The organism is Hymenobacter montanus (assembly GCF_014699115.1).
GTDB lineage: Bacteria > Bacteroidota > Bacteroidia > Cytophagales > Hymenobacteraceae > Hymenobacter > Hymenobacter montanus.
Window position 1 is genome coordinate 36,779 of record NZ_JACXAD010000027.1, and the last position, 24,377, is coordinate 61,155.

Here is a 24,377-nt window from a genome sequence, read left to right on the forward strand (position 1 = left end):
GGCAGCCTTTTAGGCGTACTGCTCCTCTACTCCGGCGTGTTTGGACAAGACCAGGCGGGCCTGGCCAAGCCACTGATTTATTGAACCGCGTTCGATGGGGGTCATCCGGCGGTTGTATTTGCCGCGCACTTGCACTACCGTGCGGTGCGCCGACACTTCCATAGTCAGGGCCCGCGCCCCGTCCACCTTGAGTGAAAAGATGCCGCAGCGGCCTTGCCGACACGAATACAGGTAAGTGGCTACGCAGTGGTGCAGAGCGCGGCCCTCCTCCACGAGCTGTTCGTAGGTCAGGAGTTGCTCGATACTGACCGATCCAGCCCGGAAGTTGGCCACGGGCAGGCCCGTCCAACGGGTTTGAGCAGTAGACACAGGGGCGTCGCCCGATTGGCGGCGCTGCCGGGCCAGGGCCTGGTGCCAACGCTCCGTTTGAGCCAGCACCGAAGGCAGGGACCGGCCCTTGAGCGAGAAGCCGGGTTGGGCGGGCTCCGGCTCGATGCCCACGCTGCGCTTCTGATAAATCCAGTCGCAAACGGGGCCGAAATGCCATGGGTCCACCATGGGCGTAGCAACGAAAAAGTCTACTACGCTCAACCAGAACTCATCATCCACCAGGGCTTCGCGGCCCAGGCGCGATTCCATCACCCCCCCCCACCAGGCCAGCGCGTTGCGGGCCGCGAGTTGGGCGTAGCGCAGGGCTTCGCGGAAGGTGCAGCCCGCGGGTGCTTCCCGCATGCCGTGTTCCAGCCGTTTGGTGAGCGGCACGGGCAAGTTGGGAAAGCTACGGAGCGAGCTTCCTTGCCCCAGGTGTAGCGTGAGGTCGGCCAGGTCCACGCCATCCTCCAGCCGCACGGACCGCGTCCAGGAGTCAATTAGCCAGTCGGGAGCATTGCCGTACCGGTCAAACAAGTGCCGAACCAGGCTCTTGAACTGCCGAAAAACGTTATTACTCTTGGGTGTCCAGTCGGTGATTTCCCGTACTCGCCGGTTATAGCGCTCAACCACCGCCGCAACTCCCTGAGCTAACTCGGGGCGCAGTAATAGCGACTTACTCTTGCTTGCCAACGCCAGCAGCACTGCCCGAACGTTGTCATGAGCCTCGGCGGGCTGACCCACTACGCATGCGGCATACAGCTGCGCCAATTCCGAATTGGCCCCCAGCTGCTCGTACAGCAAATGGGGCGAGGCAAAGGAAAACAGGTAGTCAACTTGCTTGGTCGGGCGCCATTTACGCCAGTCTTTGTGCTGTGCAAGGACAGCGCCAGCCTCTTGCCAACGTTGGGCTTCGGCTGAAATAGGTTTATTACGATTTGCCATAAGCGGGAGCCTGCCCGCAGACAGAGCCTAGCTAGTGAGAAAAAATGGGTGGCGGGCGCCCGCATCAGACGCCTCTGCTGTGGTCGGTTTCGTGGCCGCACATTCAGGGGCCAGGGCTTGCGAGGGAACGCTGGCCGGAGCGGCCAAGGCGCCGAACGGGGCGTGCCGACGAACTCTAGAGCAGAGAGAAAACATGGTAAAAAGGCGGGTTAATGGGGAGTGAGTATTTCTTTTTTTAAGTCAGTAAGCAATTAATTCCGCTTTCAATAATTCAGTATTGATTGGGCATATTTTACCCGTTCAAATAAAAACCAGGTTTTTATTTGGGAATTAATAACACGAAAAAGCCCGGCTTTTACGGGCCGGGCTTTTCTATTTCGCGTGATTTACGCCGAAGTTATCGACGTATCCAACAAAGAAGAAAAGCACGGCCGCACCGTTTCAGCAAGCCGCTATCGGGCCGGCGCTGAGGCTGCTGGGGCAGGAAACTGAGGCGGATACTGCGCATGGATTGAATGAGCTAAGCGGCTGATAAACCGAATAGAAACAAAAAACCCGAGCGTCATGGGCTCGGGCGGTGTCGGGTTCTAGCGAAGGCTAGAATCAGGCAAACGTACCGAGCGGAAGCAGCGTCTCTGGCTGCATCTTATCCGAATTGCTGGTGAGTAGTGGATGTCTGTACATGATTGTTTGCTTTTGGTGCGACAAAGATTAATAATCAATTTTAATCGTGCAAATTATTTCGCAAATAAATCACAAATAATTTTTCGAAAGTGCGTAATCACACCAAATAGGCCATTTTTTAATTCCGATTAATTCGACCGAACCATTAGCCGCTTACCCTCACCTAACCGCTTCGCCGTACTATAGCCCACATGCCGCGCCTTGCCACATCCGACCATTACACCCTGGATTTACCCGCGGGGCACCGCTTCCCCATCGCCAAATACGCCCTGATCCGGGAGCAGCTCTTGTGGCAGGGTATTGCCGCTCCCGAGGATTTCTATGAGCCGGGGCTCTGCGCTGAGGATGACATCCTGCGGGTGCACACCGCCGAATACTGGCACAAAGTGCGCGACCTCGGCTTGAGTCCGGCCGAGGTCCGACGCCTGGGCCTGCCGCAAAGCCCGCAGTTGGTGCGGCGGTCGCGAAGTAGCAGCGCCGGCACGCTGCAATCGGCCCGGCAGGCAGTGCGCGCGGGCATCGGCTTGAACTTGGCCGGCGGCACCCACCATGCCTTTGCCGATCGGGGCGAGGGCTTTTGCGTGCTCAACGACCAAGCCATTGCCGCCGCGCACTTGCTGGCGCAGGGCCTGGCAACGCAGGTTTTGATTGTGGACCTGGACGTTCACCAAGGCGACGGCACGGCGGCCATTTTCCGGCACGAGCCGCGCGTATTCACCTTTTCTATGCACGCCGGGGCCAACTACCCCCTACGGAAGGAGCGCTCCGACTTAGATGTGGCGTTGGAATTGGGCACCGGCGACGACGAATACCTGCGGCTGCTTGGCAATACGCTGCCGGCGCTACTAGACCAGGTCCGGCCCGACTTCATCTTTTACCAGGCCGGGGTGGATGTGCTGGCCACCGACAAGCTCGGCAAGCTCGCCCTGACGCCGGCCGGCTGCCGACAGCGCGATGAACTCGTGCTGGGCCTGTGCCACGCCTGCCAAACTCCCGTGGCCGTGACCATGGGCGGCGGCTACTCCGAGCGGCTGGCCGACATCGTGGACGCGCACTGCAACACATTTCGGGTAGCATTTGAATTGTGGCCGTAGCAGTCATCTGTTCCCTCAGGACAGTCAATTATACCTTTGTAATCAATGGAAGAAGTTGATTCCTCGTCGCCCGCACCCATCATTGTACCCGTTCGAGCGAACGAGCAAGCCGGGGGCTCGGCCGCTCAGCAGGCTTTCCGGCAGGCTATTCTGGACGTCGAAAACCTGCGGCAACGGCTCCGCGACCTACGCACCGAACAGGCCGAAGCGCGCCGGCGCTACTGGCAGCAGGTTGGCCCGGCGGCCAGCGCGGTGGTAGCGGCCCGCCGCGCCCTGTTCCCCGCCCTGGAAGAGGCGCTGCTGCTCAGCTACTTCAGCCGCTTGGAGGAACAGCAGATTACCGACCTGATTCTGGGCAATGCCCGGACACTAGCGGAGCGGTTCGGGGAAGACGAAAGCGCCATAATCGGTAAGTATGCCCCGGCCACGCCCCGCAATGGCGCTAACTCAACTGCCCAAAACCCCGGGAAAGCAGGTGTTGACTACTCTGCGGAGGCTACTCCGCACGCTACTTTACCGCCGCACGAACAGGCGGCCCACGCCCGGGCGCACCGCAAAACCAAAGCTCAGCGGGCCCAGGAAGCCGCCGAGCGCGCGGCGCAGGCCGAGCAAAAGCAGTTGGAGTCTAACGCTAAAACCATCTACCGGCAACTGGCGCGTGCTCACCACCCCGACCTGGAGCAGGACCCGACAAAGCAAGCCGACAAAACGGCTCAGATGCAGCGCATCACCGAGGCTTACGAGGCCGACGACCTCTATACGCTACTACAATTGCTGGCCGAATCAGGTCCGGCCGACGCCGAATCGGACGACGTGCTGGCCCGCTACACCCAGGCCCTGCTCCAGCAGCAAGTCGCGCTGAAGCAGGAAATGAACGAGGTAAAATACGGGCCCCACGGTTTTCAGGGCACGTCGGCTAAAAAGCAGGAGGCGGAGTTGCGCCAGCTCAAACGCGACTTGCGAGCCGAGGCCGAATACGTGCAGCACGTCGGACGGCTTTTGCAAGCCCCCGAGAGCTTGCGCGACCTGCTTCGGCAACTGGCCGCCGAAGGGCTGGATACGATATAAGTTGGCTGAACGTGGCTAAAAGCGCTCAAGCTAGGAAGTCCCGTCGTCGCCCATCTATCGGCAAACGACAGAAGCAAGTACGCACGGGTTGGCGCCGAATGGCAAGCAATGCTTCATCTGCCGCCATTGCGGGCGCACGAGCTGCTTGTCCGGGTAAGGCGCATACTCGCAAGTACGCAAAGCAGAAATCCTGTGGGTCTATCCGGAGTACACGTCGTTGCCGGGTGTGAGTGCGCCTCTTCGGCGTCTCCCGCCAGATAGGCACGGCGGGGCTAAAAAAGCCCATGGCCTCCCCGTTCAGGGGCTGCCACCGGCCCGCTGCTGGCTTGCAGCTGTTAGGTTACTTTATAAATTCTATTACAAATTGCACGGTACCAGCCTCCCGTAGCAGCCGGTTGTGGCCCAGGCCCCGCGTAAGGTGCAGCACCGCACCGGGCCACGCGGCGGCAATCTGCCGGCCTTCGGTACAGGGCACGACTTCATCGTCTTCGTCGTGCACTACCAGCACCTTTTCGGCTCCGCTGCCGGGCCCAGCGGCCGCGGCCGCAAACGAATCGGCGGGCCGCCCAGTAGCGTGCTGCACGTGCTCGGCAAACCGCGCCACGAAGTGCGGCGACAAATGCAGGAAATCCGCAAAGCGCCTAGCCACCTCCCGCGGACTCGCCGGCGCGCTGAGCAGCACCAGGCGCGGCAGTGGAGCCGCTGCCGGCAGCCGCACCGGTAAGCCCGCCACCGAAGCCGCCCCGAATGAATGCGCCACAATGGCCTGCACCGCGCCCGATGTATTCACCACGGCCTGCACCGCTCCGGCGAAGGTCGTGAGGGTGACCTGCCGGCCGGCTGAAGCGCCATGCCCCGGGCCGTCCAGCGCCACGACCCGGTAGCCGGCCGCTATCAACAGCGGCACCCAAACCCGCCAAAAGCTGGCCCGCAGCTCCCAGCCGTGTACCAGTACCACGGCCGGCGCGGTCGCCGGCCCCCACTCGTACACCGCCACAGGACCCGTTTCGTAAGGCAAGGTCCGGCGGCGGGCGGTGGCCAGAGCAAGCTCCTCCCAGGGCTTAGTGGGTAGTCGGCGGGGCGTACAAAACAGCTTCCAGGCCTGCCGGAAGGCCAACTCGGGAGCTACCGTGGCAAGCACTTTGAGCTGTAGCCGCAGCCAGCGCAAGGCCGGGGGCGGCGAAGGATAACGCAGACGGGGCGCCACAGCGGCTACCGGCTCATCAGCCAGACCCAAGTAATGGGCGGGAGAATACGTGTTAATCATGCTGAGGCGGGCTGTTATTAGAGATGAGTAAGCAGCGAAGACCGTTACCGCGGTAAGCGCGGCCCCACAGCGCTTAGGGATTAGGTGAAAGAAGCTCGAGCCGCAACTGCCCTACAATGAGCTGAAACGGCGTTTCATCGTGCACGCGGGCTACTTGCAGGGCCCCGGCCAGGGTGGTGAGCACCTGCGCCGCCTTAGCCGCCGGGCTGCCCACGAAGCGCAGGCTGGCGGTGGCGCGCCCAGCGGCCAGCACCTGAGCCAGCCACTCCGTCAGCTCGCGGTTGAAGGTGCGCAGCTCGGCCTGCATGGGCGCGGGCAGGGTCCGGAAATCGGCGGCGAGGGCTCCGAACAGGCACACCCGGCAGGCGTGGCGGGCGTGGCTATCATACACCGCCAGCAGGGCCTCCAGCTGCTCGGCCGGCGGCAGGTCGGCCACGCGGGGCAAGTCGCGCCACTTGCGCAGGCGCCGCAGCTGGCGAGCCACGATGGCGGTACCTAAGTCGTCTTTGCTGGAGTAATGGTAGTGTACCGCCGCGGGCTTAATGCCCAACTCACGGGCAATGTGCTGGTAGCTAAAAGCATTGAACCCTCGCTCAAGCAGCAGCCCTTCGGCTAAATCGAGGATGCGGGCTCGGGTATCGGCGGGTACGGCAGCGGGAGCAGATTGGAGTGGCATAGGGTCGCAAAGCTACTACTTTTTACTTACTAACTAGTAAGTAAGTTGCCATTTAGCGGTGCGCATAAAAAAATCCCCACTTTTTCAAGTGGGGATTAAGCATTGCAACTTATTCTTTTACTGAGCTTTCACTCCTCCTCGGACAGGCCCAGGGCATCGACAGCGGCTTGTACGGCTTCGGCGCGGTAGGCCGGGGCGGTGGCCGGGGCTTTGAGCAGGCGCAATAGGCGCTGGTACTTGCTGCGGCCTTCAGCTAGCATCTGCTCGCTCACTTCGATGGAAAAGACGCCGAACGGCTCCACTTTTTGCACCCCCACCAGCAAGAACCGTTCAGCGTGCAGGGCATCGGTGTAAAAGGCGGCCTGCCGGTCGTAATCGTAGGCAGAGCATTGCCAGAGGAACTGGTCGGCGTCGCGCGCCATGGTGGTTTTAAAGTCGATGACGGTGAAGGGCTGATCGGGCCGGTCGACAATGAGGTCGGCCCGCAGCTTGCACAGGGTGTCGGTCGTGGGCTCGGTAAACAGCACACTGGCTTCGGGAATTCCTTCTTCGAGCAGCCGGTTCAGCTGGGAGTTGAGCTTCACTCCTTCCACCAGCCACCACACGAGGGTGTCGTTGAGGCCGGGCTGGCCGGCTACATAGTCGTCGGGTTCGAGCAGGGCGGTGTGGAAAGCCGTGCCGAAGCCCAGGGCCCCTTCGTTGGAGCTGCTTTGAGGCCGGGGCGCACGACCTTCGAGCGCGTCGCGCAGGCGCGAAAGGTCGGAATTGGCAACGGCAGGCAGGGCCCGGTAAGTATCGTAGTCGAGGCGCAGCAGGTCGGGGCGGCGGAAGGAAGAATCGGTTTCAGGCATAAGTGAAAAGGTAACAGCAAACTCAACATAATAGCTCCTGGTAGCTACTACTCGTCCGGGCCGCGGGCGGTTTCGGCTCGGCCGACATAGATGAGGATGCAGTCCTCGATTGGCCACTTATTTAGTTTGGCTACCGATTCCTGGATTGACTGCCCACTGCTGCTACTTAGAACCGCGTTTAACTTTTTCCAGAATCAGAACGATGGCGAGCGGATTAATTGATCTCACAATATCAGCGAGCGTAGAGCGGCCGTTGGCTACGCACTATCTTACCGCCGCTTACGCGTAATAATCCCGTTTTTTCTGCTTCTGATGACAACTGATGCCTTGCGCCTGCCCATAGCAGCAGCTTTGAGCTTCCTCTTGTTTGCCTGTTCTCCGTCCGACACCGATAAGAATAACACTGGGTCGAAAGCGGGAACCACCCCGAAGAAAGCGGAACCAGCCTTTTTCGTGGGTACTATCCGGCTGCTAGAGCGCCAGGCCACCTTAGGAGATGATTTAGACTACGTCATCATTACCCTGAATGGCCCCCGGCTGCGAAGGGAGGTACGCTCCCACAGCTTCACCGACTCCACCGAGCGCCACGGCATTATTGCCGACCTGCGTACCGATAGTGTCACCTACTACGTGCAGGACGCTACCCACAACGACCACTGTAGCCTCAAACGCGCCGAATACCTGGAACGGGTGCGGGCTAATACGCCCATCCTGACGTCGCCCGACAAGCGGCCCTACAGCTCCGTCTTCGCCCCGTTGCCCAGCGACGCCGGCTCGCTGCATCAGGTAGTGAAGCCCGTGCTTACCCTAGGCTCATTGCATGACTGCCGGGAAATACTGTACTTTTTCGAAAAGCAAACCCGTTGCGAGGTTATCTACTCGGAACAGGTGCGAGCGCCAGCCGAGGTGCTTGCGTACGTAGAGCATAATTCGCCCGCCACGCTACCCTCCTTGGCCTTAGCGGTGCATTACGCTACGCCAGATCCTGACAGCCGGTCCAGCCTGTTCGACGACTTGCGCAACCGGCTGCGGCGGGAGTTTTTTCCAGACGTCCAGTTTAGTGGGCTCGACTCCTCTCGTCCACCTTCCCATGCCTTCGACCTGCCCTCTGGCAGTAGCTACCACTCCGTCGAAGGCCTGGAAGCAGCCTTAGGCCCCGCTGATACTGGCGGGCACCACCATCATCACCATCATCACTAACCCTGCGATCCTGCGCCGCGCCGCTATCCCCTGCTCATACGATGATTAGAGAATTCCCTTACTAAACTGACTATCAGAGTTCATAGGGCCGGTTTATTATAACGGATTATGCGCCTTACCCCATTCTCCAGGTTGCGTATCCTAGCCCACTGGAGAATTTAGCAACGGACTCCGCTCCTTCCACCACTCAAGCTTAGCTGCAATTTCAGCCAGGCCGGGGTTATGGATACTGCCCAAGTGCGTGGTCTGGAACTCTCGCTTTGGCACGTAGCTGCCGTCCTGCACGGCCCGGCCCACCTGCTGGTAGGCATCCCGAAACGGCACCCCGGCCAGGATTAGCTGGTTGATGTTTTCGACGGAGAAGATGGGGTCGTACTTGGCCTGCTCGATAACGCCGGAGTTAATCTTGATTTCGGGCAGGGCAAACAGCAGGATATCGAGCAAATCAGCGAACTGCATCATTGGGCCGAACAGCAATTCTTTCAGCAGCTGGAAGTCGCGGTGGTAGCCGCTGGGCAGGTTGCTGGTGGCCAGCATAATGTCGTTGGGCAGCGCCTGCAGGCGATTGGCGTGGGCCCGCACCAGCTCGAATACGTCGGGGTTTTTCTTGTGGGGCATGATGCTGGAGCCCGTGGTGAACTCCTGCGGCAGGGTCACGAAGCCCAAATCCTGGCTGTTATAAAGCACCAAATCGTACGCCAGCTTGCCCAGGGTGCCCGCGGCCCCCGCGATGGCAAACGCCAGGGTTTTCTCGGTTTTGCCGCGCAGCATCTGGGCGCCCACGGCACTCACGGCCACGTGGCCGAAGCCCAACTCCCGGGTGGTCATTTCCCGGTCGATGGGAAAGCTGCTGCCAAAGCCCGCGCCCGACCCCAGCGGGTTCTGGTCGGCCACGGTGTGCGCGGCTTCGAATAGCGCCAGGTCAAGCAGCAGATGCTCGGCGTACGCGGCAAACCACAACCCAAAGCTGCTCGGCATGGCCGCCTGGAAATGGGTGTAGCCCGGCAATAAAACGGCCTGGTGCGCTTCGGCTTTTTGCAGCAGCACGGCCACCAGCGCCACGACCTGAGCGGCAATCCGTTGGGTATAATCCTTGATAAAAAGCTGAATAGCCGTCAGTACCTGGTCGTTGCGCGAGCGAGCCGTGTGAATCTTCTTGCCAGCGTCGCCAAACTTTTCGGTCAGATAGTGCTCTATTTTGGAGTGCACGTCTTCAAAATCAGCCTCAATCCGGAAGGTGCCCGCGGCCACTTGCGCCAGCAACTCATCCAGGCCGGCAATGAGCTGGGCCCGCTCTTCGGTTGAGATCAAGCCTACTTTGGCCAGCATGTTAGCCTGCGCTTGGGAGGCCCGCAGATCGAAATAGGCCAGCTGCAGGTCCAAGTCGCGGTCCTGGCCCACCGTAAATTTCTCGATGGTGTCATTGATCGAAAATCCTTTTTCCCAAATCTTCATAGCGCAAGGTTTCGCGAAGGTGATGTTAGGTTTCGCAAAGTTAAAATCGGGGTTAGGAGGCTGGAATGAAATGGACTGCTACAGCTGCGGCTCAGTGATGAACTCGTATCTGCGGGGGCTGAACCCGGCGAAGCATCCGTAGTACTGTTCATAACTATGGAGCGGCCTTATTTCCGGGGCGCGAAATCTGGCATCTCAAAATCGGTGAGCAGGGTGATGTAGTCACGGATTCCCGCGTGTATCTCGCTCACCAGCACGTACTCGTTGGGGGTGTGCGAGCGAGCACTCTCCCCCGGCCCCATCTTCAACGTTGTGAAAGGCATCATTGCCTGGTCGGATAGCGTGGGCGAGCCGTAAACCTGCTTGCCCATGGCTATTCCTCGGCGCACCAGCGGGTGCGTTTCGCTGATGCAGGAAGAATTGAGATGCAGGGAGCGCGGCACTATTTCCGACTGCACGTGGGCCCGGATAATATCGACGATTTCCTGGTTTTGGTACAGCTCATTGGGGCGCACGTCCACCACGAACTGGCAGCGGTCGGGCACTACGTTGTGCTGCTGGCCGGCCGTTATCTGCGTTACGCTGATTTTCACCGGCCCCAGTAGCGGCGAGACCCGCGGAAACTGATGGTGCCGCAGCCACTGAATGTCGTCCAGGGCTTTGTAAAGGGCATTATCTCCCTCATCGCGGGCCGCGTGCCCGGTGCGGCCGTGGGCGGTTGCATCCAGTACAATCAGTCCTTTCTCGGCAATGGCCAGATTCATGCCCGTGGGCTCACCGACAATTCCCACGTCAATCCGGCCCAGCTCCGGCAGTACGCTCCTGATCCCTTGGGCGCCTGAAACTTCTTCCTCGGCCGTAATCGCGCAAATTACATTAAAGGCCTTATCCTTGGCGCAGAAGTACAGAAACGTCGCCAGCAAGCTCACGACCGAAGCCCCGGCATCATTACTGCCCAAGCCGATTAATTTATCGCCTTCCCGGACCGCCTCGAAAGGTGAATGATTCCAGCCGGCGCCCGGCCTTACCGTATCGTGGTGCGAGTTGAGCAGCAGGGTGGGCTTGGCGGCGTCGAAATGCGGCGCAATGGCCCACACATTATGGTGCTTGCGCTGCGCAGTTACTCCGTGGGCCGCCAAAAATTCGTGAATCAGGGTGGCCGTCCCCGCTTCTTCCCGTGAAATGGAAGGGGTTTGGATTAGCTGGGTCAATAAGGCTACGGCTGCCTCGCTAAGCAGGTCGACTAACTCAGGCATAGCTCGGTTTTCAGGGCTTCCCCGATGTGCAGCGCATGCTCTATAATTACTTTTTCGACGCCGTAGCGCAGCGCCTCAAAGGCATTTTCCAGCTTTGGCAGCATGCCATTGGCAATGACTCCGCGCTGTTTTAATTCGATGTACTCAGCGGGTGTTATTTTTTTAATGACCGACTCATCGTTGTTGACATCCGCCAAAACTCCTTTTTTCTCAAAGCAAAAATGTAGCTCCACGGCGTACTGCCGGCTCAAGGCCTTGGCCACCGAAGCCGCGACGGTATCGGCGTTGGTGTTGAGCAGCTGCCCCCGGCCGTCGTGATTGATTGGGCAGAATACGGGCGTAAGTCCGAGCTGCAGAAACTGGTGAATGATGTCGGCGTTGACACTCGACTCGTTGAGGTCGCCCACAAAACCGTAGTCTACCTCCTGTACGGGGCGCTTCAGGGCCTGAATCACGTTGGCATCGGCCCCGCTGAGACCCAGGGCATTGACGCCCGCCTTTTGCAGGCCCGCCACTACTTGCTTGTTGATTTTACCGGCGTAAAACATGGTGACCACCTCCAGGGTGGCCGCATCGGTGATGCGCCGGCCGTTGACGAGGTGCGGAACCTGCCCCAGCGCCGCCAGCATTTCACTGGCCCCTTTGCCGCCGCCGTGCACCAGGATTTTCAGCCCGGCTATTTCAGCAAACAGCCGCAGGAACTCCCGCAAGGCCGGCTCGTGGTCAATTATTCCGCCGCCGATTTTAACTATTTTCAACCGAGGCTTCATAGGTACTTTCGGCCGGCGCGCGTGCGGAGTCCGGGCTGGCTTTAAAATAAACGGGGGATTTGTTGCGAACAAAAGTAGGGGCTTTTACATTTGCGGCTGAATGGAACCTCCTGGTTCGGCCACTCGTTAAAGCGGCCAAGTCAAAACCTCCACTATGGACCACCCGGTTTACCTGTCTGCTTCGCTCGCACCCACCTCCTGGTTGGGAGCAGCTAGCCGGCGCGCAACCGCCTGCCCCCTGGTGCGACGACCCTAGCGGCTTCGACAGCCGCCCGTTGGCCCCTTGGCCAGCCCCTTTGAGCCGGGTTAGTATCCGCTCAGCGCTTACCGACAGATTTTGGGCTTTAGCTGACACGCCGCAAGCGGGCGTCCGGGCAGCCGCGCATCTATCCCTAAGTTTCTAACTAACAATGACTATTCGGGTTGCAACGACAGCGGACGCGCAGTACGCTGACCAATTATGTCAATGGTACATTGACTCGGCCAAACAACGGGGCACGGGCATCGCCAAGCGCGAACCGGCTTACGTGGCCCACAAGATGGCCAGCGGCGACAGCGTCATTGCGTTCGTCGATGACCAGCTAGCGGGGTTTTGCTACATCGAGACGTTCGACGACAAGACCTTTGTCGTCAACTCGGGACTGGTAGTAAACGCCGAAATCCGCAAGCACGGCGTAGGCCGGGCCATCAAGCAGGCCGTGTTCGAGCTTTCACGGTCGAAATACCCGAATGCCAAGATTTTCGGCATCACCACCAGCCTGGCGGTCATGAAAATCAACACGGAGCTGGGGTATAAGCCGGTCACGTTCTCGGAATTGACCAGCAGCGAAGATTTTTGGAAAGGCTGCAAGAGCTGCAAGAACTACGGCATCCTGACGGAAAACGAGCGCCGAATGTGTCTGTGCACGGGCATGCTGTTCGACGGCAGCGCCCCGCTCGTGCAGCTCCAGGTGCCGGACTTTTCGGCCGGCACTCACGACCCCCAACTCGTTTCTCCCGATTCTGCATCATGAAGAAAAAAGCCATCCTCGCCTACAGCGGCGGCCTCGACACGTCGTTTTGCGCGGTTTATTTATCGCGCGAGCTGAACCTGGAAGTGCACACAGTTATTGTCGACTCCGGCGGGTTCTCGGCGGACGAGTTGGCGGCCATCGAAAAGCGCGCCTACGAGTTGGGCTCGGCGAAGCACGAGGTCATTGACGTGACGGACCGCTTTTACTGCGACTGCCTGCGCTACCTGCTGTTTGGCAACGTGCTGAAGAACGACACCTACCCGCTGTCGGTGAGTGCCGAGCGCATGTTTCAGTCGCTGGCTATTGCCGAATACGCGCGGGCCAACGGGGCCGACTACATCGCTCATGGCAGCACCGGGGCCGGCAACGACCAGGTCCGTTTCGACGTGGCCTTCGCGGTTATCGCGCCCAACACGGAGATTCTCACGCCCATCCGCGACCTGAAGCTGTCGCGCCAGGCGGAAATCGACTACCTGCAGCAGCAGGGGTTTGCCATGAGCTGGGAGAAGGCCCGCTATTCCATCAATAAGGGCATTTGGGGCACCAGCGTGGGCGGCGTAGAAACGTTGACTTCGCACCAGGCTTTGCCGGAAAGTGCTTACCCATCGCAACTGCAGCGCACCGAGCCGACGCGCGTAGAAATCACCTTCGAAAAGGGCGAGCCCGTCGCGCTGAACGGCGAGAAGTTGGCGCCCGTGCGGCTGATTCAGCGGCTGAACGAGCTGGGCTCGGCCTACGCCATTGGCCGCGACACCCACGTGGGCGACACCATTCTGGGCATCAAGGGTCGGGTAGGGTTTGAGGCGCCGGCGCCCCTTATCCTCATCAAGGCGCACCACCTGCTGGAGAAGCACACCAGCACGCGCTGGCAACTGCTGCACAAGGACTACATCGCCAACTGGTACGGCACGCTGCTGCACGAGGCCCAGTACCTCGACCCGGTGATGCGCGACATGGAAGCGTTCCTGACCTCGTCGCAAAGCCGCGCGTCGGGCAAAGTATTCGTGGAGCTGAAGCCCTACCAGTTCGAGCTGCTGGGCATGGAGTCGAAGTACGACATGATGCAGTCGAAAGTGGCAACCTACGGCGAGGAAAACAACGCCTGGGATGCCCGTGACGCCAAAGGTTTTATCAAGATTTTCGGCAATCAGCTGAAGATCAGCAATAGCCTTCACGATGAGAATTAAGGTCGGCATCGTAGGCGGGGCCGGCTACACGGCGGGCGAGCTTATCCGCCTGCTGCTTCACCACGAGTATGCGGCGCTGGGTGCCATCGTCAGCTCTTCTCACGCGGGCGAGTCAGTGGCCCAGGTGCACGACGACCTGGTGGGCGAAACCAGCCTGCTGTTTGCCTCCGAGCTGGCCGGCGACGAGGACGTGGTATTTCTGTGCCTAGGGCACGGCAACTCCAAGGCTTTTTTGCAGGGCAACAACCTGCCCGCCACTGCGCGCGTCATCGACCTGAGCAACGATTTCCGCCTGAAGGCGGACGGGGAATTTGCCGGCCGGGAGTTTGTGTACGGGCTGCCGGAGCTGAACAAGGGCCGCATTCAGCAGGCTCGGGATATTGCCAATCCCGGGTGTTTTGCCACGGCTATTCAGCTGGCGCTGCTTCCCCTGGCCGCCGCGGCGAAGCTCGCTGACGACGTGCACGTATCGGCCATCACGGGCTCTACCGGCGCGGGCCAGGGCTTATCGGAGACGGTGCATTTCTCCTGGCGGACCAATAACGTGTCGGTCTACAAGCCCTTCACGCACCAGCACCTCGGCGAAATCGGCGAAAGCCTGACCCAGCTGCAAACGCCCTTGGCAACGGCCATTCACTTCATTCCCTACCGCGGCAATTTCTCGCGGGGCATTTTCGCCAGCGTCTACACCCCTTCGGACCTGAGCCAGGACGAGGCGCGGCAACTGTTTCAGCAGTTCTACGCCGACGCGCCGTTCACGACGGTAGCCGACCGGGAAATTCACCTCAAGCAGGTAGTGAATACCAACAAATGCCTGCTGCACGTGCAGAAAATAGGTCGGCAGCTACTCATCACCTCGGCTATTGATAATCTGGTGAAGGGGGCTTCCGGGCAGGCGGTTCAGAATATGAACCTGCTTTTTGGCCTGCCGGAAACAACCGGCCTTCACCTTAAATCAGCGCTTTTTTGACTTTCATGCTGAGCTGGCCGAAGCATGGCGTTCTATCGGCGGGATGTGCTAAATACATAATCTAACTATGGAGCTTTTCAACGTTTATCCGCTCGTCGATATCACGCCGGTCCGGGCCCGGGGCGCCAAGCTGTGGGACGAACAGGGCCGGGAGTACCTGGATTTTTACGGCGGGCACGCGGTGATTTCCATCGGCCACAGCCACCCACACTACGTCCGGCGCCTTACCGAGCAGCTGCAAAATATCGGCTTCTACTCCAACTCGGTGCAAATTCCGATTCAGCAGGAGCTGGCGCACAAGCTGGGCCGGGTCGCGGGCTACGAGGATTACACGCTGTTTCTGTGCAACTCGGGCGCCGAAGCGAACGAGAATGCGTTGAAGCTGGCGTCCTTTCACACTGGCAAAACCCGAGTGGTGGCGTTCAAAGGCGCTTTTCACGGCCGCACGTCCGGTGCGGTGGCGGCCACCGACAACCCCAAAATCGTGGCCCCCTTCAACGCCGGCCACGCCATCTCCTTCGTCGACTACGACTTGCAGGCCGTAGCTGAAATTCTGCGGGGTGGCGACGTGTGTGCCGTTATCGTGGAGCCCATTCAAGGCGTGGGCGGCATCCTCAGGCCTTCCGATGATTTTCTGGTGGGCCTATCCCGGCTGTGCGGGGCGCATGAGGTTTTGCTGATTGCCGATGAGGTGCAAAGCGGCTACGGTCGCAGCGGCAAGTTTTTCGCGCATCAGCACGCGGCTATTCGGCCCGACATCATTTCGGTAGCCAAAGGCATGGGCAACGGCTTTCCCATTGGCGGCATTCTGATTGCGCCGGCTTTGCAGGCTTCTTATGGCCTACTGGGCACCACGTTTGGCGGCAACCACTTGGCCTGCGCAGCGGCCCTGGCCGTACTGGAAGTTATTGAGAACGAAGACTTGCTAGCCCACGCCACCGAGCTAGGCCACTACCTGCGCACCGAACTGGAAGCTCAGGCCGGGGCCGAAGAAATCCGCGGCCGGGGGCTGATGGTCGGCATCAAGTATGGCTTCCCCATCAAAGACCTGCGCGACCGGCTGCTGAGCGAGCACCACATTTTCGTGGGCAATGCCTCCGACCCTACCGTGCTCCGGCTGCTGCCGCCGCTGAACATCACCCGGGCGGAAGTTGACCGGTTTTTGCAGGCCCTGTATGCGCTGAGGGTTGCCTCACCCCCTAGCCCCCTCTCCGGGGGAGAGGGGGAACTAGTTCTAAAACACCTCCTAGACCCCTGTTCGCTTGAGGCGCGAAGCCTTCAAAGAGGGCGCAGCACTGGCCTCCCAAGCGACGGCTGCTGCGGTTAGGCTGCCTACGCTTCACCAACTCATACCCAGAGTGCTGGAAATGAGTTTCTGGAGTGGCTGGTTCCGCAAATGTTTGGGGCCGTAGCGACCCCAAACTGGGTAATAAGCAGTCGTAACCGAAGGTCAGCGGCAGCTAAGGTGCCTTCTCTCCTATTTTCTGATAGTGGCCATAACTCATTGTAGCGCGACCTTTGCAGCTCGGGTCGCTGAACAGTAGTCGTTGCACTTGTTTGTAACGGCGCCGGGGCGAACTACAGAGCTTGCGTTATGCCATGAAAAACTTCACCTCCTTCGCCGATGTCGGCGACTACAAAGCCTTGCTCCAGCAAGCGCTGGCAATCAAAGCCAATCCTTACGGCTACCAGCACATTGGTAAGAATAAAACCGTCGGACTGATTTTCTTTAACCCCAGCCTGCGCACCCGTCTGAGCTCCATCAAAGCGGCCTACAACCTGGGCGCGCAAGCCTGGGTGCTCAACGCCGGTGCCGACGCCTGGACCCTGGAAATGGCCGATGGCGCGGTGATGAACGGCGGCACCCAGGAGCACATCAAGGAGGCCATTGCCGTGATGAGCCAGTACTGCGACGTGTTGGGCGTGCGCACGTTTCCGACGCTCCAGAACAAAGCCGAGGACTACGAGGAAGTCGTTTTCAACAAGATTTTGCAGTACGCCACCGTGCCCGTCATCAGCCTGGAAAGCGCTACCCTGCACCCTTTGCAGTCGTTCGCCGACCTAATTACCGTGGCCGAAGCCAGGAAAAAGGAGCGGGTGAAAGTGGTGCTCACCTGGGCCCCGCACGTGCGCGCCCTGCCCCAGTGCGTGCCCAACTCCTTCGCCGACTGGTTCTCGGAAGTCGACTGGGTCGACTTCGTCATCACCCACCCAGCCGGCTACGAGCTGGACGAGAAGTTCACCAAGGGCGCCCGCGTTGAGTACGACCAGCACCAGGCCCTCGAAGGCGCCGACTTCGTGCAAGCCAAAAACTGGAGCAGCTACCGCCACTACGGCCAGGTGCTGCAAAACGACCCTTCGTGGATGCTCACGCCCGCGCACCTGGCGGGCACCAACGATGCCCAATTTCTGCATTGCCTGCCCGTGCGCCGTAACGTGGAAGTCTCCGATGCCGTGCTCGACTCGCCCAACTCGCTGGTTATTCAGGAAGCGGCCAACCGCGTGTTCTCTATGCAAACCGTGCTGCACGAGCTGCTGAAGTAGCTAGCCGGTGATCCACGCATTATCTTTATCGCAGTCGATACCGGGAATCAAACGGTGACCACTCTTAGATGAGAGGAAACACCCTGCATTGGCAGACGTTTAACGCCTCAGAACTGAGCAGCGGCGATGAGCACTTGGTTAGGGGACTACAATGGTTGGTTATGACCCGCTAGCACAAAATAGCCCCAGTGATACTGAGGCTATTTCATTATACAAGCTTCTACAAATGCTGATTTTAATGATGGCTTAGGCTATTTCTGCAAGCAAGGCCATAGTCTTACGGTACTCCTGCGCTTCAGCTTCATGAAGAAACTCAATCTCTCCGTGATTAGCTCGTACCGCCTCGGCAATTTCCGTAAGTGTGACCCGAAAGAATTCCTTGCGCTCATTGATACGGTTCAAGCGCCGTTGATGGAACAAGCGGTGCAGGGTGTTTTCCAGCTTAGGAGCATCATCGCAGTAGATAATGGCATGCACATCAAATTGAAAAGGCACCGAAGCATCGCCAAGCTCTTTCACTCGGTCAAGGGGGTCAAGCCGGCGTGTCATACCAATTTTATACACGTCCTCCCCGAAAGAACCAATGTTAGAAATGACGTACACATGGCCTGAGCGAGTAAGCTGGGCCTGAGAAATAGCGCGTTGTTTAATCTGCTGAGCTTGGGTGAGCTGAAGTTCCAAGGCTTCGATTTGTGCCAGTAGCTTCTGCTGGGCTTCTCCAGTAGCTTTCTGCACATCCTGCTGTGCTTTGCGAAGGGCGTCTGCATAACGTTTTTCTTCCTTCTCAGCATCGGTGCGCGCTTTTTCCAACTCGCGCTGGGCAATTTCCTCCTCGCGCATCTGCTCCCGAATCTGCCGCTGGATTTCTTTCTCCTGCTGAATCTTTTCTTGCACCTCGTGAATAAGGTAAAGTTCTCGTAGGCGTAAGTCTAAGTAAGTCGCGGCAAGGCTGCTGTGCTGTGGCTTGCTGATTTTGTTGATGGCCTCATACGACTTCCGAATGCGCGTTTCCATCACCCCCACGTTGTTGAACTTCACCCGTGCAATTGCTGCATCGCATTCCCCATTGAAGGCGCGAAGAATGAGTTTTAGGTATTGAGCCGTCTGCTTGCGGCCCTCGGCTACACTACCGTTGACCTGCCACTCGATGCTGCAAGTAGCAGCGGTGCCGGCGATAATAAGGTTCTTCTGGGCCGTGCGCGTATACTCCAGCTTCTGCTGGTACTCCACCGAGGTAACGAAGTCGAACTTGGGTTTATAGAAGCCAAAGGATTGCAGGTTGGCCTCTTCGTCAAGAGCGGCAAACTCTGTCTGTAAGTTTCCAATCTGTTTCTGCAAGGCCCGCTGTTCCTCTAGTTGCCTTTCGTGCTGGTCGGCAAGGTCCGAGATGGTCTGCGTCAGTCGCCCCCTGGTATCGGTCAAGTCTTGGATAATGCGGCTGCGCTCGGCGTTTGCCTCGCTGACAAGTCGCTTAGCCTCGGCATCGGCATCTACCACGGAACGAAAACGGTCTTCTAAGGCACTGATTTGCTGTCGGTTTTTTTCGCCCTCCTGCCGAGCGGCGTCGCACTCAGCTACGCTCTGTTGAGACTTCTTCCAGAACCAATAGCTGCTAGCTGCCAAGACTAGACACAGCAGGCTTAAAATTAATACAGGTATCATGGCAGGACTAGGCTAGCAACTTGGCTTTGCGAACCAAGTACTCTTCTTCCGTGAGAGCGCCCTTTTCTTTCAGATTAAACAAGCGCTCCAGCTCGTCAGTCAGGTTCAAGCTAGCAGGTGCGGTGTGCGACGCAGCTGAACGGGTCATCGTGTGCACCACCGGCTCAGTCCCTTGTACTAGACCCGGTGTAAGAGCGGGCTGCCGAGGGGTGGCTTGCTGAGCAGCCAATTGCTGGCTGGCCATGCTGGCGAGGTGTTCGCGGTTATACTGCCGGTCGAAAGCAGCATCCGATATGAGGAGAAACTTAATAAAATGGTAGAAGGCAATGAAACACGGTATGAATGTCCAGCAAAAGAGGACGCAGGCAATGCCCGCACCGACGCGGCCTAGATAGAAGTACTGGCCGCCCAAGCCACCCAGAAAAAATGCCATAAGGGCTGCGGTAGTTTTGTTACGCATAAGACTATCCTCTGTTTTTAATAAGAATGACCTCAAGAATATTTTGGCTTTCCTGTTCACTAAGAGCAAGTGCTTGCGCTATCTGCTCTAAAATGGCCTGCTCAGCAGCTCCTACAACCCCATCAGAGGCCGCAAAATCAACGCAGTTGGCGAAGAGCGTCAGACGCAGGTCTGCGGGAACATGAGGCGCGGCCAGCGTGATGATTTCTTTACGGGCTCCAAGAGCGATGACCTTCGGCACAATGCGCCGGTACATCTCCACGACGTTTACGCCTCGGAATAAGGCCTTCTGCTGGGTCAGTACTACAAGCGCGTTGATTTCCTCGTCGGCAACGTTGCCATCAACTGACATGCAGGCATAGAGCACGGCAAAGAAGGCTTCACGTGGGTCAGTAAAAGGGTTAGTTTGGACAGCATTGCTGCTAAATACTTTGTCAAAAAGTCCCATAAATTGTGGTAGAAGTTAGAAGTGGATGAAACAATGAAGCCCAAAAAGCAACGCCGATTTTGCAAAATCGGCGTAACCTAAACAACTTCTATCAAGAGACCAAGCTTTCTAAAAAATAAATAAGCATTTCCATAAACAGATACTATCTAGCCTTGATCTTATTGGTTGAATGATTTACAAGAAAGCCCCTTAATAGTGGAGTTTTTCATCTGCATTTTCTCTTTTCCAAAGAGTAAAGTCTGAGAATCATGCTATGAATAGCTAGATACTTCTTTTTCCTGGACGATTTGTTCTTAGCGTGAATTTCACGTTCTTACGCCCCATATAAGTGAGCGCCGGGCGGTGGCGGATGCGAGGCCTAAGGCAGCCCCGACAGCGATGGTGCCGAAGTCGCAGTTAGCTAAGAATGGCGCATGAGCAAAGTAAAACAACCCAGTGAAGAAGAAGCCCCGACTGTTCTACTGGCCGAGGCTTCTTCTTAAGAAATCCAGCGAGGGCAGCGGGGTGTTGCGTTACGTCAGTAGCGTACCCCTATTAGAAGCTTAGAAGCGAGGCAGTTGTTTGAGCCAGGCAACGGCGGCTTCTTCGGTGTCGAAGACGCGGTAGGTCAGGGCCGAAGCTTTGGCTTCGTGCATGACCTGGGCATTGGATAGACGGGCAAATACGTCGTGGGCCAAGAGGACCGCGCCGTAGAGGCCGTTGGGCCCTTGCCGGGAACTATCGAGCCAGTAGTCCACTATCCAAGCGCTCTCTTCGTCGGTGAAGGGCGCCATGAGGCGCTGGTCGCCGAGCAAGCGGTTCCAGCGGTTGCGCGCGAGTAAGTTACGGGTGTGGGCAAGCACAGCTTGCAGCTCGGAAAGTTTGCGCTTGCCGGGATTGTATCGGAAAATAACATAGCCGTCGGGGTGCTCGAGCACGCGGCCGACCGGGTTTTCAAAGTAAAGTTTAGGCGTAGCAGCAGGAATCATCAGCAGGAGTACGAATGGGGCGCGGAATTGGCTACGCTTAACTTGGAATAATAGTAAATCAGATCCTCATCGCCGGGCAAGATAGGGAGCAGACCTAACAAGCCCCGTGCTCAGGTGGAGCATAATCAGAGTTGGAGGAGCCAGCAGCAGATATTGAACAAGGAGAGCAAAGCCTTCGCTATTTTGAGGCTCAGGAAGCCTCAACATCCTTTATCGAGCCGATCCAGCACTTGTTCATCCAGTAGTATATGGGGAACTAAGTTGTAATGCTGGCTGCAAGTTCCTCTGGGAAAGCAGCCAACGGGGAAGTGGAAAAAGCCCTGCTCGAGATAGAAGTCGCCACCCCGCTCGTACAGGAGAATCAGAGGCTCATAGGGGTCTGGAAGAGCTGTTTTGGTTACCTGCGGACTGTTTTTCACTACAGCCCAATGAACGAACCACTCACACATTCGCCTAATGGTGCGGGACACAGGGAATGGTGCCAGATAGCGCTTGAGGGCTTCGACCTTGGCTTCATCAAGCCGTAGCGAGAAATCAATCTGAGCTGCCACGTCAAAGAAGGGCCATTTATCGGCACAATCTAAAGCTGTTGCCCACAAAGAAGCACGTCTCAGGTACTCCTTAAGCAAAGCAATGTGGGAGGCGGCCCGATAATCCTTTAGCTCCCAGTCGATTGCCTTGATTCGCGCTATTGCTTGGTCAACGCTGTCGTCTTGGGTCATTTAACTTTTTTCTCATCTAATTTAAGCAGGACTCTAGGCCGCCTGTAGCTCGTCTTCGCGGTAGCAATCCCAAAAGCCATCGTCGAGGCGGTACACGTTCACCCGGTGCACGAGGCCCGTCTCGGGAAGACGCTCCTTTAACTGCCCACGCCAGATAACGGAACGGGCGGGCGCGTTGGGTTCGGGCTGCACGCGGTGGCCCAGGTCGTAGGCGAAGGTACTGGCGGGCTCCAGTACCCGCACCACGGGAATAGCCTCTTCATCTTGGCTAAAAATTTCTTCGTATTCTTGATGCCGGTCCTCAAGTGTGTGCTCAGCATCGGCGGGCTCATAATCCGCAAACGTAGCGTCGGCCACGTAATGGGCTTTTTTAGTCGTTGCCATGGCAGAAAGTAATCAAGTTTTTAGCTAAGCTACGTAGCAACTAACCAGATTGGCAACTGAAGCCCTACATCTCCTCCTACTCGTTCGGCCCCGAGGGCAGCTGGATTTAGGCGGTGTAGTCCTTCAACTGCAACACGTTCTAAAGGCCTGCAATCGGATAATTCGGTTGTCGTGCGGGTCGTGGTATAACTCAGCGAAAACGCCCCTGGCAGGTGGTGTACAATGCTCGTGGTTTGTGGCGGTCGACTTCCGCAGTTGCACCATCGGCACGCCCTACTTCGGCCGGGCCCGCTCCTGGGCTGCTAAAGACTACATCATCCTGAGTTGTGGTTGGGGACGCCGAGCGCGGCTCCCAACCCTAAAACCGCCTTTTACAGGAAAGCGGTTTTTGTTTACGCAGATAAAGAGGCTTGGGCTTACCAGGCAGAGACGGGCCAATACGGGCCGTATGAGGGCTTTCATCGGGGAGCAGGTTGGCCCGGAACCGAATGCGCTATCGTCAAAACTGGGTGCATTGCGGCCCTTACAACGCCCCGCATGAGTGGGTCGTTGTAAGAGCCGCATAGTAGTTGTACCTGTAAACGTTGTAGACGCTATACATGCTGTAGGTGCTATACCTGCTGCACTTTACTGTAGACCCTATACACGCTAATAGATGCTGTACACGCTGTAAACATATCCCGAAAACGTGTACGCGCTTTGCAGTTTCTTAGGCATGTCTGCGAAATATGTAACCGTGTGTACATGACGAACAGCTGATTGCTACCATAAAACGGCATTCGATAAAGCCACACCTTAATAATGAAAAAGCCCCGCTCATGCCGGGGCTCTTTCGGGTCTGCCCAGTCGAACCCTGAACCGGCGTACCCGTTGAAGATCGCAACTTCGCGCCTATACCTGACTACTTATGAAGCATTTCCATGCCGCCCTGCTGCTCGCCCTGGGCAGCGCGCTTGGGGCCTGCAACAACGGGCCTTCCACGAACGACCAGCCCATTACCGGTGACCACCCCGTGCGGGCCGACACGACGGCTGTCGCCGATACCATCGGGCAGGCTCCTGGGAGCCCCGCCCCCTTCGTCAACCCAACCAAGGTCGGGCAGGCGCTCGGTGAGCAGAGCCCGTCGCCGCCGGCCAGCCGCACCCACTGACGGGCCCTGACGAGGCCCTGGCCCTCGTACAGGAAAAAGCCCCGCGGGTGGGCGGGGCTTTTTGCTTACCACCAAAGCCAGGCCAGGCCGTGGTGGTGGTGAAGTGGAAATGGAAAGTCCGATTCGGGATCTTCCAGCACCCGCCGGAGCCCTTCAGCTTCCTGCAGGCGGTACTCGCTCCAATACTGGCGCCGAGAATACCAGGAGTCAGTAGGCGCGTACCAATACTGCTTGTGGCAGGGCCGTTTGTGGTTGGGTTTCCAGGCCCAGCGTTTCTTTGGTCGGGACATTTCGTAGCACCCTTGAATAGAGGGCTACTTCTCTCCGGTGCTGTAGTGGTGGCGAATCATGAGGGCGAATATGAAAAGCGATGGTGATACTGGGGCTTTTTCAGGTGGCTACTCCCCTTTCTTCGCTCGTGGCGGGCGGCTGGGCCGTGAAGCAGCCGCAAGAAGGTTGCCTGGAGTAGCCGGTGCTTAAGGGCTACACTGAATGTTCAGGAAGGCATCTGGCGAGCTATTCGACGCCCATTAATTGATGATTTTCGCGCTCGGATCAGCTTGTAGCTTCGCCAGCTTCTCGTGCCATTGTTGAAGCTGCTCCGGGGTTTGGCGGACCCAATCGGTTACTTCGCCTACGATTTTCAAGGGTGCTGCGCTGCGATAGGAGCGGGTCGGGTTGCCCGGAAATTTTTTATCGGTCACATTCGGGTCGTTTTCAAAGCTTCCCGTCGGCTCCACGATGTACACCCGTTCCGGTCCATCGCCTTTGGCCAGGGCCGCCGCCAGACCCGCCCCATCTACCGAGGCAGTAAAGTAAATGTGGTTCATGAGGACATCGGCGACGTAATTCGACCGGAACCCGGCGGTCAGCAACTCCCCCACCGGCAAATCTGCTCTTGTCCCGTGGTAAAAGGGGCCGTGGTCTAAAACGTCTACCCCACCCAATGCGATGCTGTTGCGTTCCATCTGATACTGTGAAGCTGGTTAGCGGCTCGTGATGGCAAGTTAGGGAACAGCAGCCATCGGATTGGGTGCACAAAATAAAAAAGCCTCTCTGCAGGTTACAGAGAGGCTTTTGGTGATCCCGCTGGGATTCGAACCCAGGACCCGTACATTAAAAGTGTACTGCTCTACCAGCTGAGCTACAGAATCGGTACCTTGTCACTTCAAAAGGCGTTACCTTTTTTGTGGGCACAAAAGTACGACTATCCTGCCAACCACACAACCTTGAT

Annotated in this window: 24 protein-coding genes and 1 tRNA gene; 9 read left to right on the forward strand and 16 right to left on the reverse strand. The window is 58.0% G+C overall.

What is annotated here, in order from left to right; translation table 11 throughout:
* Positions 1 to 9 precede the first annotated feature (9 nt).
* The gene (locus tag IC235_RS19290) at positions 10 to 1,173 is read right to left on the reverse strand and encodes a PcfJ domain-containing protein (protein WP_191006847.1); all 1,164 of its coding nucleotides are present in this window, start codon (positions 1,171 to 1,173) and stop codon (positions 10 to 12) included.
* 1,016 nt (positions 1,174 to 2,189) lie between these two features.
* Between IC235_RS19290 and IC235_RS19295 the strand changes: the two genes are divergently transcribed.
* Both IC235_RS19295 and IC235_RS19300 read left to right on the forward strand, forming a co-directional pair.
* On the forward strand, positions 2,190 to 3,092 hold the full coding sequence (locus IC235_RS19295; RefSeq protein ID WP_191006848.1) for a histone deacetylase family protein: 903 nt from the start codon (positions 2,190 to 2,192) through the stop codon (positions 3,090 to 3,092).
* A 45-nt stretch (positions 3,093 to 3,137) separates the two neighbouring features.
* A complete protein-coding gene (locus tag IC235_RS19300; protein WP_191006849.1) occupies positions 3,138 to 4,160 on the forward strand; it encodes a J domain-containing protein in 1,023 nt (340 codons plus the stop codon).
* 340 nt (positions 4,161 to 4,500) lie between these two features.
* Here the strand turns inward: IC235_RS19300 and IC235_RS19305 are convergent, their stop codons facing one another.
* The 3 genes from IC235_RS19305 to IC235_RS19315 all read right to left on the reverse strand — a co-directional run bounded on the left by IC235_RS19305 (position 4,501) and on the right by IC235_RS19315 (position 6,954).
* Positions 4,501 to 5,427, reverse strand: a complete 927-nt coding sequence (locus tag IC235_RS19305) for an alpha/beta fold hydrolase (RefSeq protein WP_191006850.1) — start codon at positions 5,425 to 5,427, stop codon at positions 4,501 to 4,503.
* A gap of 73 nt (positions 5,428 to 5,500) precedes the next feature.
* Complete coding sequence (locus tag IC235_RS19310; RefSeq protein WP_191006851.1) at positions 5,501 to 6,103, reverse strand: TetR/AcrR family transcriptional regulator; 603 nt, start codon at positions 6,101 to 6,103, stop codon at positions 5,501 to 5,503.
* A gap of 128 nt (positions 6,104 to 6,231) precedes the next feature.
* Entirely contained in the window at positions 6,232 to 6,954 is a 723-nt protein-coding gene (locus IC235_RS19315; RefSeq protein ID WP_191006852.1) for a PD-(D/E)XK nuclease-like domain-containing protein, read from the reverse strand.
* 312 nt (positions 6,955 to 7,266) lie between these two features.
* Between IC235_RS19315 and IC235_RS19320 the strand changes: the two genes are divergently transcribed.
* Positions 7,267 to 8,154 carry a hypothetical protein gene (locus IC235_RS19320; RefSeq protein WP_191006853.1) on the forward strand — a complete coding sequence of 296 codons (888 nt, stop codon included), beginning with the start codon at positions 7,267 to 7,269 and terminating at the stop codon, positions 8,152 to 8,154.
* 141 nt (positions 8,155 to 8,295) lie between these two features.
* On the opposite strand, the gene argH is transcribed toward IC235_RS19320, so the two are convergent.
* The 3 genes from argH to argB all read right to left on the reverse strand — a co-directional run bounded on the left by argH (position 8,296) and on the right by argB (position 11,635).
* Entirely contained in the window at positions 8,296 to 9,609 is a 1,314-nt protein-coding gene (argH, locus tag IC235_RS19325; protein WP_191006854.1) for an argininosuccinate lyase, read from the reverse strand.
* Positions 9,610 to 9,776: 167 nt separating this feature from the next.
* The gene (locus IC235_RS19330) at positions 9,777 to 10,865 is read right to left on the reverse strand and encodes a M20 family metallo-hydrolase (protein WP_191006855.1); all 1,089 of its coding nucleotides are present in this window, start codon (positions 10,863 to 10,865) and stop codon (positions 9,777 to 9,779) included.
* On the reverse strand, positions 10,853 to 11,635 hold the full coding sequence (argB, locus tag IC235_RS19335) for an acetylglutamate kinase (protein ID WP_191006856.1): 783 nt from the start codon (positions 11,633 to 11,635) through the stop codon (positions 10,853 to 10,855). Before argB ends, IC235_RS19330 begins: the two co-directional genes overlap by 13 nt.
* Before the next feature lie 410 nt (positions 11,636 to 12,045).
* On the opposite strand from argB, the gene IC235_RS19340 reads away from it, so the two are divergent.
* From IC235_RS19340 to IC235_RS19360, 5 genes are all read left to right on the forward strand, one after another.
* Entirely contained in the window at positions 12,046 to 12,648 is a 603-nt protein-coding gene (locus IC235_RS19340; RefSeq protein ID WP_191006857.1) for a GNAT family N-acetyltransferase, read from the forward strand.
* Positions 12,645 to 13,835, forward strand: a complete 1,191-nt coding sequence (gene argG, locus IC235_RS19345; RefSeq protein ID WP_191006858.1) for an argininosuccinate synthase — start codon at positions 12,645 to 12,647, stop codon at positions 13,833 to 13,835. Before IC235_RS19340 ends, argG begins: the two co-directional genes overlap by 4 nt.
* On the forward strand, positions 13,825 to 14,805 hold the full coding sequence (argC, locus tag IC235_RS19350) for an N-acetyl-gamma-glutamyl-phosphate reductase (RefSeq protein ID WP_191006859.1): 981 nt from the start codon (positions 13,825 to 13,827) through the stop codon (positions 14,803 to 14,805). The genes argG and argC overlap by 11 nt, the downstream gene beginning before the upstream one ends.
* A 67-nt stretch (positions 14,806 to 14,872) precedes the next feature.
* A complete protein-coding gene (locus IC235_RS19355) occupies positions 14,873 to 16,132 on the forward strand; it encodes an aspartate aminotransferase family protein (RefSeq protein ID WP_191006860.1) in 1,260 nt (419 codons plus the stop codon).
* A 272-nt stretch (positions 16,133 to 16,404) separates the two neighbouring features.
* Complete coding sequence (locus tag IC235_RS19360) at positions 16,405 to 17,349, forward strand: N-acetylornithine carbamoyltransferase (protein ID WP_191006861.1); 945 nt, start codon at positions 16,405 to 16,407, stop codon at positions 17,347 to 17,349.
* Positions 17,350 to 17,595: 246 nt separating this feature from the next.
* Here IC235_RS19360 and IC235_RS19365 read toward each other — a convergent pair whose 3' ends face one another.
* The 6 genes from IC235_RS19365 to IC235_RS19390 form a co-directional block, all read right to left on the reverse strand.
* Positions 17,596 to 19,011: a DUF4041 domain-containing protein gene (locus IC235_RS19365; RefSeq protein WP_191006862.1), complete on the reverse strand. Its 1,416-nt coding sequence runs from the start codon at positions 19,009 to 19,011 to the stop codon at positions 17,596 to 17,598.
* A gap of 7 nt (positions 19,012 to 19,018) precedes the next feature.
* Positions 19,019 to 19,471 (reverse strand): NINE protein, encoded by a 453-nt coding sequence (locus IC235_RS19370; RefSeq protein WP_223847425.1) that lies wholly within the window; start codon positions 19,469 to 19,471, stop codon positions 19,019 to 19,021.
* A 4-nt stretch (positions 19,472 to 19,475) separates the two neighbouring features.
* Positions 19,476 to 19,919 (reverse strand): tellurite resistance TerB family protein, encoded by a 444-nt coding sequence (locus tag IC235_RS19375; protein ID WP_191006864.1) that lies wholly within the window; start codon positions 19,917 to 19,919, stop codon positions 19,476 to 19,478.
* 542 nt (positions 19,920 to 20,461) lie between these two features.
* Positions 20,462 to 20,887: a hypothetical protein gene (locus tag IC235_RS19380; protein ID WP_191006865.1), complete on the reverse strand. Its 426-nt coding sequence runs from the start codon at positions 20,885 to 20,887 to the stop codon at positions 20,462 to 20,464.
* Positions 20,888 to 21,087: 200 nt separating this feature from the next.
* Complete coding sequence (locus tag IC235_RS19385; RefSeq protein ID WP_191006866.1) at positions 21,088 to 21,609, reverse strand: hypothetical protein; 522 nt, start codon at positions 21,607 to 21,609, stop codon at positions 21,088 to 21,090.
* A gap of 33 nt (positions 21,610 to 21,642) precedes the next feature.
* Positions 21,643 to 21,993 (reverse strand): hypothetical protein, encoded by a 351-nt coding sequence (locus IC235_RS19390; protein WP_191006867.1) that lies wholly within the window; start codon positions 21,991 to 21,993, stop codon positions 21,643 to 21,645.
* A gap of 907 nt (positions 21,994 to 22,900) precedes the next feature.
* Here IC235_RS19390 and IC235_RS19395 point away from each other — a divergent pair.
* A complete protein-coding gene (locus IC235_RS19395; RefSeq protein ID WP_191006868.1) occupies positions 22,901 to 23,143 on the forward strand; it encodes a hypothetical protein in 243 nt (80 codons plus the stop codon).
* 65 nt (positions 23,144 to 23,208) lie between these two features.
* On the opposite strand, the gene IC235_RS22275 is transcribed toward IC235_RS19395, so the two are convergent.
* The 3 genes from IC235_RS22275 to IC235_RS19405 all read right to left on the reverse strand — a co-directional run bounded on the left by IC235_RS22275 (position 23,209) and on the right by IC235_RS19405 (position 24,297).
* The gene (locus IC235_RS22275) at positions 23,209 to 23,433 is read right to left on the reverse strand and encodes a hypothetical protein (RefSeq protein WP_223847422.1); all 225 of its coding nucleotides are present in this window, start codon (positions 23,431 to 23,433) and stop codon (positions 23,209 to 23,211) included.
* A gap of 240 nt (positions 23,434 to 23,673) precedes the next feature.
* Positions 23,674 to 24,111, reverse strand: coding sequence for an NAD(+)--rifampin ADP-ribosyltransferase (arr, locus tag IC235_RS19400; protein ID WP_191006869.1), 438 nt, complete (start codon positions 24,109 to 24,111; stop codon positions 23,674 to 23,676).
* A gap of 110 nt (positions 24,112 to 24,221) precedes the next feature.
* Positions 24,222 to 24,297 (reverse strand) — tRNA-Lys (locus IC235_RS19405).
* Positions 24,298 to 24,377 lie beyond the last annotated feature (80 nt).

Excerpts from the sequence above, each read along its gene's own strand:
- IC235_RS19330 (WP_191006855.1), bottom strand. The coding sequence starts at position 10,865 with ATGCCTGAGTTAGTCGACCTGCTTAGCGAGGCAGCCGTAGCCTTATTG.
- IC235_RS19295 (WP_191006848.1), top strand. The coding sequence starts at position 2,190 with ATGCCGCGCCTTGCCACATCCGACCATTACACCCTGGATTTACCCGCG.
- IC235_RS19315 (WP_191006852.1), bottom strand. The coding sequence starts at position 6,954 with ATGCCTGAAACCGATTCTTCCTTCCGCCGCCCCGACCTGCTGCGCCTC.
- IC235_RS19340 (WP_191006857.1), top strand. The coding sequence starts at position 12,046 with ATGACTATTCGGGTTGCAACGACAGCGGACGCGCAGTACGCTGACCAA.
- argB (WP_191006856.1), bottom strand. The coding sequence starts at position 11,635 with ATGAAGCCTCGGTTGAAAATAGTTAAAATCGGCGGCGGAATAATTGAC.
- IC235_RS19380 (WP_191006865.1), bottom strand. The coding sequence starts at position 20,887 with ATGATTCCTGCTGCTACGCCTAAACTTTACTTTGAAAACCCGGTCGGC.
- IC235_RS19385 (WP_191006866.1), bottom strand. The coding sequence starts at position 21,609 with ATGACCCAAGACGACAGCGTTGACCAAGCAATAGCGCGAATCAAGGCA.
- IC235_RS19370 (WP_223847425.1), bottom strand. The coding sequence starts at position 19,471 with ATGCGTAACAAAACTACCGCAGCCCTTATGGCATTTTTTCTGGGTGGC.
- IC235_RS19395 (WP_191006868.1), top strand. The coding sequence starts at position 22,901 with ATGAAGCATTTCCATGCCGCCCTGCTGCTCGCCCTGGGCAGCGCGCTT.
- IC235_RS22275 (WP_223847422.1), bottom strand. The coding sequence starts at position 23,433 with ATGTCCCGACCAAAGAAACGCTGGGCCTGGAAACCCAACCACAAACGG.
- IC235_RS19355 (WP_191006860.1), top strand. The coding sequence starts at position 14,873 with ATGGAGCTTTTCAACGTTTATCCGCTCGTCGATATCACGCCGGTCCGG.
- IC235_RS19365 (WP_191006862.1), bottom strand. The coding sequence starts at position 19,011 with ATGATACCTGTATTAATTTTAAGCCTGCTGTGTCTAGTCTTGGCAGCT.
- IC235_RS19320 (WP_191006853.1), top strand. The coding sequence starts at position 7,267 with ATGACAACTGATGCCTTGCGCCTGCCCATAGCAGCAGCTTTGAGCTTC.
- argH (WP_191006854.1), bottom strand. The coding sequence starts at position 9,609 with ATGAAGATTTGGGAAAAAGGATTTTCGATCAATGACACCATCGAGAAA.
- argG (WP_191006858.1), top strand. The coding sequence starts at position 12,645 with ATGAAGAAAAAAGCCATCCTCGCCTACAGCGGCGGCCTCGACACGTCG.
- IC235_RS19390 (WP_191006867.1), bottom strand. The coding sequence starts at position 21,993 with ATGGCAACGACTAAAAAAGCCCATTACGTGGCCGACGCTACGTTTGCG.
- IC235_RS19375 (WP_191006864.1), bottom strand. The coding sequence starts at position 19,919 with ATGGGACTTTTTGACAAAGTATTTAGCAGCAATGCTGTCCAAACTAAC.
- arr (WP_191006869.1), bottom strand. The coding sequence starts at position 24,111 with ATGGAACGCAACAGCATCGCATTGGGTGGGGTAGACGTTTTAGACCAC.
- IC235_RS19310 (WP_191006851.1), bottom strand. The coding sequence starts at position 6,103 with ATGCCACTCCAATCTGCTCCCGCTGCCGTACCCGCCGATACCCGAGCC.
- IC235_RS19305 (WP_191006850.1), bottom strand. The coding sequence starts at position 5,427 with ATGATTAACACGTATTCTCCCGCCCATTACTTGGGTCTGGCTGATGAG.
- IC235_RS19300 (WP_191006849.1), top strand. The coding sequence starts at position 3,138 with ATGGAAGAAGTTGATTCCTCGTCGCCCGCACCCATCATTGTACCCGTT.
- argC (WP_191006859.1), top strand. The coding sequence starts at position 13,825 with ATGAGAATTAAGGTCGGCATCGTAGGCGGGGCCGGCTACACGGCGGGC.
- IC235_RS19360 (WP_191006861.1), top strand. The coding sequence starts at position 16,405 with ATGAAAAACTTCACCTCCTTCGCCGATGTCGGCGACTACAAAGCCTTG.